Source organism: Devosia sp., from assembly GCF_040509215.1.
GTDB lineage: Bacteria > Pseudomonadota > Alphaproteobacteria > Rhizobiales > Devosiaceae > Devosia.
In genome coordinates this window covers 1-8,332 of record NZ_JBEVLL010000270.1, presented here as the reverse complement: position 1 = coordinate 8,332, position 8,332 = coordinate 1, and the positions used below count along the sequence as shown (strand labels likewise).

Sequence of the window (8,332 nt, the reverse complement as noted above, 5' to 3'; positions counted from 1 at the left end):
CCTTAGACCGCCATCCCCAAACCGTCACCCGCGGGCTTGACCCGAGGGCTCTGCACTTGTTGCGTCATCGGCAAGTGAAGTCTCCTCGGTCAAGCCCGAGGATGACGCCTGGTGGTTCAGCCGATAAGCGGGTGAGGGGGCCTTCGATGGGCTGTCATCCCCCATTCACCCGCCTGCAATCGCCCCTTCACGCCCCGGGCCTAGAAAATCCCACCATCGCCCGACGGAGGTTTTCCATGCTGCTCAAGACCAAAGCTCTCGCCGCTCTCGCCATTCTGCTCACCACGCCCGCCTTCGCGCAGGACGCGGCCATGAAGGTCGACCTCCTCGGCTCGATCACGCTGCCCACCGGCCTCATCATTGCCGGCGAGGAATTCGGCGGCATTTCCGGTCTCGATTACGACGCTCGCTCGGGCCTTTTCTACGCCATCTCCGACGACCGCTCGCAGCGCGCGCCCGCCCGCTACTATGAAATCGGCCTCAAGATCGACGCCAAGGGTCTCTCGGCTGTCGACGTCATCCGCCGCGTGACCCTGCGCGACCTCGAAGGCAATGCCTTCCCCTTCAATGGCATCGACCCCGAATCCATTCGCTTCAACCCCGCTACCCGCACCATTCTCTGGTCGAGTGAGGGCGACGTCTCCGGCCGTCCCGGGATTTACGAAGCCCGTCTCGACGGCACCATGCTCCGTTCCTTCGCAGTGCCGGACTACTATGCCCCCAACGCCGATGGCACCGCCGGCGTCTACGGCAATCTGGCATTCGAAGCCCTGACCCTCTCGACCGACGGCAAGACTCTCTACGCCGCGACCGAAAACGCCCTCGCTCAGGATGGCGCCAAGGCAACTCTCGAAGCCGGTTCGCCCTCGCGCGTCATCGCCTTCGACCTCGCCTCGGGCCAGCCGGCTGCCGAATACCTCTACGAAACCAACCCGATCGCTATCGCGCCCACCGCGACCACTGGCGACGTCTTCAACGACAATGGCGTCTCCGAATTCCTGATGCTGGGAGACGGCCGCTTCCTCGTCGTCGAGCGCTCCTTCGCCTCGGGCGTCGGTAACCAGATCAACTTTTTCACCGCCAGCCTCGATGGCGCCACCGACATCAACGGCCAGGAAAAGGCCGCCGCGGATGCCGTGGCCATGACCAAGGAACCGGCCTTCACTCTCGCCGAAGGCGATTTCGGCCTCGACATCGACAATATCGAGTCTGTGACCTTCGGCCCGGAGGTTGATGGAAAGAAGACTTTGGTCATCGCCTCGGACAACAACTTCAACGCCAACGGTCAGTTCACCCAGTTCGTGGTGCTTACCGTCGAATAAGTGCTGCCTGTCAGTTAGATAGCGATTTCAGCGCCAAGTGTTCGCGAAGTGATGAAGCTAGGGAAGGGGCCTTTAGGGCCCCTTTCTTCTTGCTCGAAAGTCCACTCTTGACCGTGACAGGTAAAAATGGAATGTTTGTTTCGTGAATGATCCAAAATGGAATGTATAAGCCATTTGTGATCGTGGTTCACAAGGGAGGAAATCGATGAACATTCTGACGAAGGGCCTGGCGGCCCTGGCGCTGGCTGCCATTGCATTGCCAGCCGTTGCCATCCCGGCTGCTGCCGAGGGCGAGCGTTTCGTACTCGTGTCTCACGCGCCGGATTCCGATAGCTGGTGGAACACCATCAAGAACGCCATCGCCCTGGCTGGCGAACAGATGGGCGTGACCGTTGAATACCGCAATCCGCCCACCGGCGACCTCGCCGATATGGCTCGCATCATTGAGCAAGCGGCCGCGTCCAATCCCGATGGTATCATCTCGACCATCGCCGACTTCGACGTTCTGTCCGGCCCGCTCGGCGACGCCGTTGCGCGCGGCATTCCAGTCATCACCATCAATTCGGGCACGGTGGAACAGTCCAAGCAGATTGGCGCGCTGCTCCATGTCGGTCAGCCTGAATACGACGCCGGGTTCGGTGCCGGTGAAAAAGCCAAGGCTGCTGGCGTCACCAGCTTCCTCTGCGTCAATCACTACATCACCAATCCCGCCTCGGTCGAACGCTGCCAGGGTTTCGCTGACGCGCTTGGCGTCGAGCTCGGCAATCAGATGATCGACGCCGGCCAGGACCCCGGCGAAATTCAGTCCAAGGTCGCCGCCTATCTCCAGACCAATCCCGATACCAACGGCATTCTGACCCTGGGCCCCACCTCGGCCCATCCGACGATTGCTGCGCTCAACGCCAACAGCAAGGCGGGCGCGATCTTCTTTGGTACCTTCGATCTCTCGGGCGAGATCGCCACGGCGATCAAGGATGGCACCATCAATTTCGCCATCGACCAGCAGCCCTTCCTGCAGGGCTACCTGCCGGTCGTCATCCTGACCAATCTGGCCCGCTACGGCGTGGTGCCCGGCAATTCGATCAATTCCGGTCCGGGCTTTATCACCAAGGACAATATTGGTCTCGTCGAGCAACATGCCGGTCAGTACCGCTGATTTCTAAGAGCTCGGGGCCGCTTCGGCGGCCCCGGTTGCCAGTGTTGCGCCCGATCCCTGGCCAAGTGTCCGCAGGACCTCGGCGCACCCTTCTTCAAAGGTAAGCAAAATGGTTGACCAGCCTTCGGGTGCGGCGGCCGCGGACGAGCGCATGCAGCGCCAGTCGGCCCTGCGCCGAGCCTTCGTGCGCCCCGAATTGGGCGCGATGACCGGAACCGTCCTGGTCTTTGTCTATTTCGCCATAGTCGCGGGCGGCACCGGCATGTTCGCCGCCGATGGCATCATGAACTGGGGCGTCGTCTCTGCTCAGTTCGTCATCATCGCAGTCGGTGCCTGCCTCTTGATGATCGCGGGTGAATTCGACCTTTCCGTCGGCTCGATGATCGGTTTTGCCGGCATCGTCATCGCACTGCTCAGCGTGCATCTCGGTTGGCCCATGTGGGCCTCTATCATCGCCGCCTTCATCGTCGCCATGCTCATCGGCATGGCCAATGGCTACCTCGTCATCAAGACCGGCTTGCCATCCTTCATCGTCACCCTGGCCTCGCTCTATATATTGCGCGGTCTCACCATCTACTTTTCCATCGCCACCACCCGCCAGACCATCATCGGCGGCGTCCGCGAAGCGGCAGAAGGCGATTGGCTCGCTCCGCTTTTTGGCGGCAAGATTCTCGGCTTCTTCTTCACCTGGCTCGCCGACATCGGCCTCATCGCCACTTTCCAGGCCGGCAACCGGGCAGGACAGCCCGTCGTCGATGGCATTCCCATGTTGATGGTCTGGGCGCTGGCGCTCATCATCTTCGCCCACATCCTGCTGACGCGTACCCGCTTCGGCAACTGGATCTATGCCGCCGGCGGCGATGCCAAGGCAGCCCGTTACGTCGGCGTTCCCGTCAATCGCGTGAAGATCGCCATGTTCGTCTTCTCGGCGTTCTGCGCGACGATCTTCGCCACCTGTCAGGTGATGGAATTCGGCTCCGCCGCCGCCGACCGCGGCCTCCTCAAGGAGTTCGAAGCCATCATCGCCGTGGTCATCGGCGGCGCACTCCTTACGGGCGGTTATGGCTCCGTCATCGGCGCCGCCCTCGGTGCGCTGATCTTCGGCGTCGTGCAACAGGGCCTGTTCTTCGCCGGCGTCGAAAGCTCGCTCTTCCGCGTCTTCCTCGGCGTCATTCTTCTCTTCGCGGTGATCCTCAATACCTATATCCGCCGCCTCATCACAGGGGAGCGCTAAGCCATGGCTGACACACCCCTCATAGAACTCATCGACATCAAGAAGCAGTTCGGCCCCGTCATCGCCCTCAATGGCGTCTCGGTCTCCGTCATGCCCGGCGAATGCCATTGCCTCCTCGGCGACAATGGTGCCGGCAAGTCGACCTTCATCAAGACCATGGCCGGCGTCCACAAGCCGACCTCCGGCGAAATCCGCATGAACGGCCAGAAGATGGACTTCGCCAATCCGCGCGACGCGATGACCGCCGGTGTCGCCACAGTCTACCAGGACCTGGCGATGATCCCGCTCATGTCGGTCACGCGAAACTTCTGGATGGGCCGAGAGCCGCGCAAGGGCTGGGGACCATTCCAGTTCCTCGATATGGACAAGGCCAATCGCGTCACCCTCGAAGAGATGCGCCGCATGGGCATCAACCTACGAGAGCCCGAACAGGCCGTCGGCACACTCTCGGGTGGCGAACGCCAGACCGTCGCCATCGCCCGCGCCGTCTACTTTGGTGCCAAGGTGCTCATCCTCGACGAGCCAACCTCCGCCCTCGGTGTCCGCCAGACTGCCAACGTCCTCGCCACCATCGATCGTGTCCGAAAGAGCGGCGTCGGCATCATCTTCATCACCCACAATGTCCGCCACGCCATGGCCGTGGGCGATCGCTTCACCGTCCTCAATCGCGGCAAAACGCTCGGCACCGCCCGCAAGGGCGAACTCAAACCCGAGGAATTGCAGGACATGATGGCCGGCGGCGCCGAACTGGCCGAACTCAGCAGCTCCCTCGGCGGCACCATCTAGCAATCGACCGGGGCGCTACGGGCGCCCCGCCTTTATCTTGAGGACATCATGACAGATACCATCGGCGTCGGCCTCATCGGCACTGGCTATATGGGCAAGTGCCACGCCTTGGCCTGGACCTCGGTCAAACCCGTCTTCGGCTCCGGCCCCCGACCGCGCCTCGTCCACCTCGCCGAAGCCAATATCGACCTTGCCCGGCAGCGCGCCGAAGAATTCGGCTTCGAACGCGCAACGGCCGACTGGCGGGAATTGATCGCAAATCCCGAAGTGCAGGTGGTGTCCATCACCACCCCCAACGCCTTCCACGCCGAAATGGCCGTGGCCGCTCTCGAAGCCGGCAAACACGTCTGGTGCGAAAAACCCATGGCTGTCGGCTTCTCCGAGGCGCAACGCATGGAAACGGCCGCTCGCAAAAGCGGCAAGGTCGCCATCCTCGGCTACAACTATATCCAGAACCCGCTCGTCCGGCAGATCGGCGAACTCATCGCCTCCGGCGCCATCGGCACGGTGAACCACGTCCGCGTCGAGATGGACGAGGATTTCATGGCCGACCCCGAGGCCCAGTTCTACTGGAAGAGCGAAGCTAGCTCCGGCTACGGCGCCCTCGACGATTTCGCCGTCCATCCGCTGAGCCTGCTCCAGACGCTGTTCGGCAATCCGACGCGCGTCTTCGCGCACCAGTCAAAACCCTATCCCGACCGCCCAAGCGCCAGCGGGAGCCGCCGCACCGTCGAAACCTTCGACATCGCCAGCGTCCTCTTCGAGATCGGCACCATCAGCGGCGTCCTCTCGGTCAACCGCTCCGCCTGGGGCCGCAAGGGCCGCATCGCCCTCCAGATCTTCGGCTCCGCCGGCAGCCTGGTCTACGATCAGGAGCGTATGAATGAACTTCAGCTCTATCGCGCCACCGGCTCGGCAACTGCCCAGGGCTACCAGACCATCATCGCCGCGCCCGCCCATAAGCCCTACGACCGCTTCATCCCGGCGCCCGGCCACGGCCTCGGCTTCAACGACCTCAAGGTCATCGAATGCCACGAACTGCTGCGGACCATTTCCGGCGAAAAGGGCAGGGTGGTCGACTTCACCAACGGGCTTGAGATCGAACGAACCGTCCACGCCATGGCTCAAAGCCACGAAGAGCAACGCTGGATCGATCTCACCTAACTCTTCCGATCAAGCCCCAGATACTCCGTCAATTCCCGGGCCGCCGCACTGCCGGCCCGGTTCGCCCCGATCGTCGACGCCGAAGGCCCATAGCCAACCAGGTGCACCCGCGGGTCTTTCGCCACTTGCGTCGCCAGCCGTCCGGTCATGACGATTCCGCCACTCTCCTCGCGCAACTGCAACGGTGCCAGGTGATCGAGCGCACTGCGAAACCCCGTGCACCAGAGAATGACGTCGACATCGAGCGTCGTCCCATCCTCCCAACGCACGCCGCTCGGTGTGATCTCCGTAAACATCGGCATCCGCTCGAGCACCCCGCGCTCGCGCATAGCCTCGATCGCTGGCGTCACCGGCAACCCAGTCACCGATACAACCGCCCGAGGCGGCAACCCGGCCCGCACCCGCTCTTCGACTAAGGCCACTGCGGCGCGCCCGTCTTCTTCCCTGAACGGCCCTTCCCGCCAACGCGGCGGTGTGCGCGTCACCCAGGTCGTGCGGGTCACCTTGGAAATCTCGCCAAGCAACTGCACCGCCGAAATGCCACCCCCGACGACAAGAACATGCTTCCCAGCAAACTCATCTGCCGTCCTGTAGTCCCGTGTATGAAGCTGCCTTCCGCCAAAACCCTCGGCCCCCGGATAATCCGGAATATAAGGCTTCTCCCAGGTTCCGGTCGCATTGATGATCCCGCGCGCCGAAAACAGCCCCCGATCGCTCTCGACTCGCAATCTCTCCCCGCGATTGCAAACCACGCTCACATGGGCCGGTCGCACGACGCCAAGCTCGAAATGCTCCTCATACGCTGCAAAATAATGCGGCACGGCCACCGAAGCCTGCACACTGTCATCGCCTCCCGCAAACTCGGCAAAGCCCATTCCCGGCAGGTCATGCACGCGATTGACTGTGCTCAGCGTGAGGGAAGGCCAGCGATACTGCCAGGCGCCTCCCGGTTGCGGCGCCTGGTCCAACACCAGGAAGTCGTGCTGCGGCATGAGCCCCAAGGCTTTGAGGTGATAGGCCGAACTCTTGCCCCGCACCGATGATGACGATGTCGAGTTTGAGGGCAGGGCGCAGGGTGGTGGTGTTCAATTGACTGGCTCCGGCGAGGCCGGTCACATTTAGGTGTCGCGCATCGAAGCGGCAAGCTATGTCCGTTTCGACTCTCTTCCGCGCAAACACCCTGTTAACCTATGGCGAACGGACTTGGTCAAATTCGTCCACTGCGCGAACGGGTTCAAAACCGGCTGAACCTCCCGGAATGCATGGCTCTCCCCCGGATATTTTCGCGAAAGAATCCTTGACGGAGCGAGTCAACGGTTCTAAACAGCGCCTACCTTAGCGGTCGGTCGTGATTGTCACACCGGGTCCCTGCCACCTAGCGCGGGAATCCAGGACAATCAAACACACTGTCGGGTAACTAGACGAAGCAAATCCTTGTGCGCATGACTGCTCCTGTTTTCAGGGGATGGTCCGCTGCAAATTGGGGCGCCGCCGACTCCCGGAAGGGTTCGGATGAGCGCCACTTTGGTTTGCTGTGTGTAGACCGAACTAGAATTTTTTGGACGATGGAAAGAGCGCAATGCCCACCATTAATCAGCTGATCCGCAAGCCACGCGCCAGCAAGCCAAAGCGGAACAAAGTTCCCGCCATGGAAGCAAACCCGCAGAAGCGTGGCGTTTGCTCCCGTGTGTACACGACGACCCCGAAGAAGCCGAACTCGGCTCTGCGTAAGGTGGCCAAGGTTCGCCTGACCAACCAGCGCGAAGTGATTTCGTACATCCCGGGCGAAGGTCACAATCTGCAGGAGCACTCCGTTGTGCTCATCCGCGGCGGTCGTGTTCGCGACTTGCCGGGCGTTCGCTACCACGTGCTCCGCGGCGTTCTCGATACGCAGAGCGTGAAGGACCGCAAGCAACGCCGGTCCAAGTACGGCGCGAAGCGTCCGAAGTAAGGAGATACTGAGTCATGTCCCGTCGCCACCGCGCAGAGAAGCGTGACGTTATTCCTGATCCCAAGTTTGGTGATCTGGTCGTCAGCAAGTTCATGAACTCCTTGATGAAGGACGGCAAGAAGTCTGCTGCCGAATCCATCGTCTATGGTGCCTTCGACATCGTCGAGAGCAAGACCAAGCAGGACCCGATCACGGTGTTCCACGGCGCCCTGGACAATATTCGTCCGGCCGTCGAAGTCCGTTCGCGCCGCGTTGGTGGTGCGACGTACCAGGTTCCGGTCGAAGTCCGTACTGATCGTCAGCAGGCTCTGGCAATCCGTTGGCTCATCGAATCCGCTCGCAAGCGCGGTGAAAACACCATGCGTGAACGCCTCTCGGGCGAACTCATGGATGCGATGAATGGCCGCGGTCAGGCCGTCAAGAAGCGCGAAGATACGCACCGTATGGCTGATGCCAACCGTGCCTTCTCGCACTACCGCTGGTAGTAGGAGCGCCCCATGGCACGCGAATACCCGATCAATCTCTATCGTAACTTCGGCATCATGGCTCACATCGATGCTGGCAAGACGACCACGACCGAACGCATCCTGTACTATACCGGCAAGTCCCATAAGATCGGCGAAGTCCACGACGGCGCTGCGACCATGGACTGGATGGAGCAGGAGCAGGAACGCGGCATCACCATTACGTCGGCCGCTACGACCACGTTCTGGAAGGAC

The 8,332-nt window shown here is 61.7% G+C and carries 9 protein-coding genes; 8 read left to right on the top strand and 1 reads right to left on the bottom strand.

Features of this window, described 5'->3' with window-relative positions:
* Positions 1–236 precede the first annotated feature (236 nt).
* The 5 genes from ABW043_RS15435 (at position 237) to ABW043_RS15415 (ending at position 5,662) form a co-directional block, all read left to right on the top strand.
* Positions 237–1,322, top strand: coding sequence for an esterase-like activity of phytase family protein (locus ABW043_RS15435; protein ID WP_353922088.1), 1,086 nt, complete (start codon positions 237–239; stop codon positions 1,320–1,322).
* A 214-nt stretch (positions 1,323–1,536) separates the two neighbouring features.
* Complete coding sequence (locus ABW043_RS15430) at positions 1,537–2,478, top strand: sugar ABC transporter substrate-binding protein (protein ID WP_353922089.1); 942 nt, start codon at positions 1,537–1,539, stop codon at positions 2,476–2,478.
* A gap of 109 nt (positions 2,479–2,587) precedes the next feature.
* On the top strand, positions 2,588–3,712 hold the full coding sequence (locus tag ABW043_RS15425) for an ABC transporter permease (RefSeq protein WP_353922087.1): 1,125 nt from the start codon (positions 2,588–2,590) through the stop codon (positions 3,710–3,712).
* A gap of 3 nt (positions 3,713–3,715) precedes the next feature.
* Positions 3,716–4,498 (top strand): ATP-binding cassette domain-containing protein, encoded by a 783-nt coding sequence (locus ABW043_RS15420; RefSeq protein ID WP_353922086.1) that lies wholly within the window; start codon positions 3,716–3,718, stop codon positions 4,496–4,498.
* Positions 4,499–4,546: 48 nt separating this feature from the next.
* On the top strand, positions 4,547–5,662 hold the full coding sequence (locus ABW043_RS15415) for a Gfo/Idh/MocA family protein (protein ID WP_353922085.1): 1,116 nt from the start codon (positions 4,547–4,549) through the stop codon (positions 5,660–5,662).
* Here the strand turns inward: ABW043_RS15415 and ABW043_RS15410 are convergent.
* Complete coding sequence (locus tag ABW043_RS15410; RefSeq protein WP_353922084.1) at positions 5,659–6,654, bottom strand: NAD(P)-binding domain-containing protein; 996 nt, start codon at positions 6,652–6,654, stop codon at positions 5,659–5,661. The genes ABW043_RS15415 and ABW043_RS15410 overlap by 4 nt on opposite strands.
* 587 nt (positions 6,655–7,241) lie before the next feature.
* On the opposite strand from ABW043_RS15410, the gene rpsL reads away from it, so the two are divergent.
* The 3 genes from rpsL to ABW043_RS15395 form a co-directional block, all read left to right on the top strand.
* Positions 7,242–7,613, top strand: coding sequence for a 30S ribosomal protein S12 (gene rpsL, locus ABW043_RS15405; RefSeq protein WP_035080811.1), 372 nt, complete (start codon positions 7,242–7,244; stop codon positions 7,611–7,613).
* A 14-nt stretch (positions 7,614–7,627) separates the two neighbouring features.
* A complete protein-coding gene (rpsG, locus tag ABW043_RS15400) occupies positions 7,628–8,098 on the top strand; it encodes a 30S ribosomal protein S7 (RefSeq protein WP_353922083.1) in 471 nt (156 codons plus the stop codon).
* Between the two features lie 12 nt (positions 8,099–8,110).
* A partial coding sequence (locus tag ABW043_RS15395) for a GTP-binding protein (protein WP_353922082.1) occupies positions 8,111–8,332 on the top strand: 222 nt, incomplete at its 3' end.

Excerpts from the sequence above, each read along its gene's own strand:
- ABW043_RS15435 (WP_353922088.1), top strand. The coding sequence starts at position 237 with ATGCTGCTCAAGACCAAAGCTCTCGCCGCTCTCGCCATTCTGCTCACC.
- ABW043_RS15425 (WP_353922087.1), top strand. The coding sequence starts at position 2,588 with ATGGTTGACCAGCCTTCGGGTGCGGCGGCCGCGGACGAGCGCATGCAG.
- ABW043_RS15420 (WP_353922086.1), top strand. The coding sequence starts at position 3,716 with ATGGCTGACACACCCCTCATAGAACTCATCGACATCAAGAAGCAGTTC.
- ABW043_RS15415 (WP_353922085.1), top strand. The coding sequence starts at position 4,547 with ATGACAGATACCATCGGCGTCGGCCTCATCGGCACTGGCTATATGGGC.
- ABW043_RS15410 (WP_353922084.1), bottom strand. The coding sequence starts at position 6,654 with ATGCCGCAGCACGACTTCCTGGTGTTGGACCAGGCGCCGCAACCGGGA.
- rpsL (WP_035080811.1), top strand. The coding sequence starts at position 7,242 with ATGCCCACCATTAATCAGCTGATCCGCAAGCCACGCGCCAGCAAGCCA.
- rpsG (WP_353922083.1), top strand. The coding sequence starts at position 7,628 with ATGTCCCGTCGCCACCGCGCAGAGAAGCGTGACGTTATTCCTGATCCC.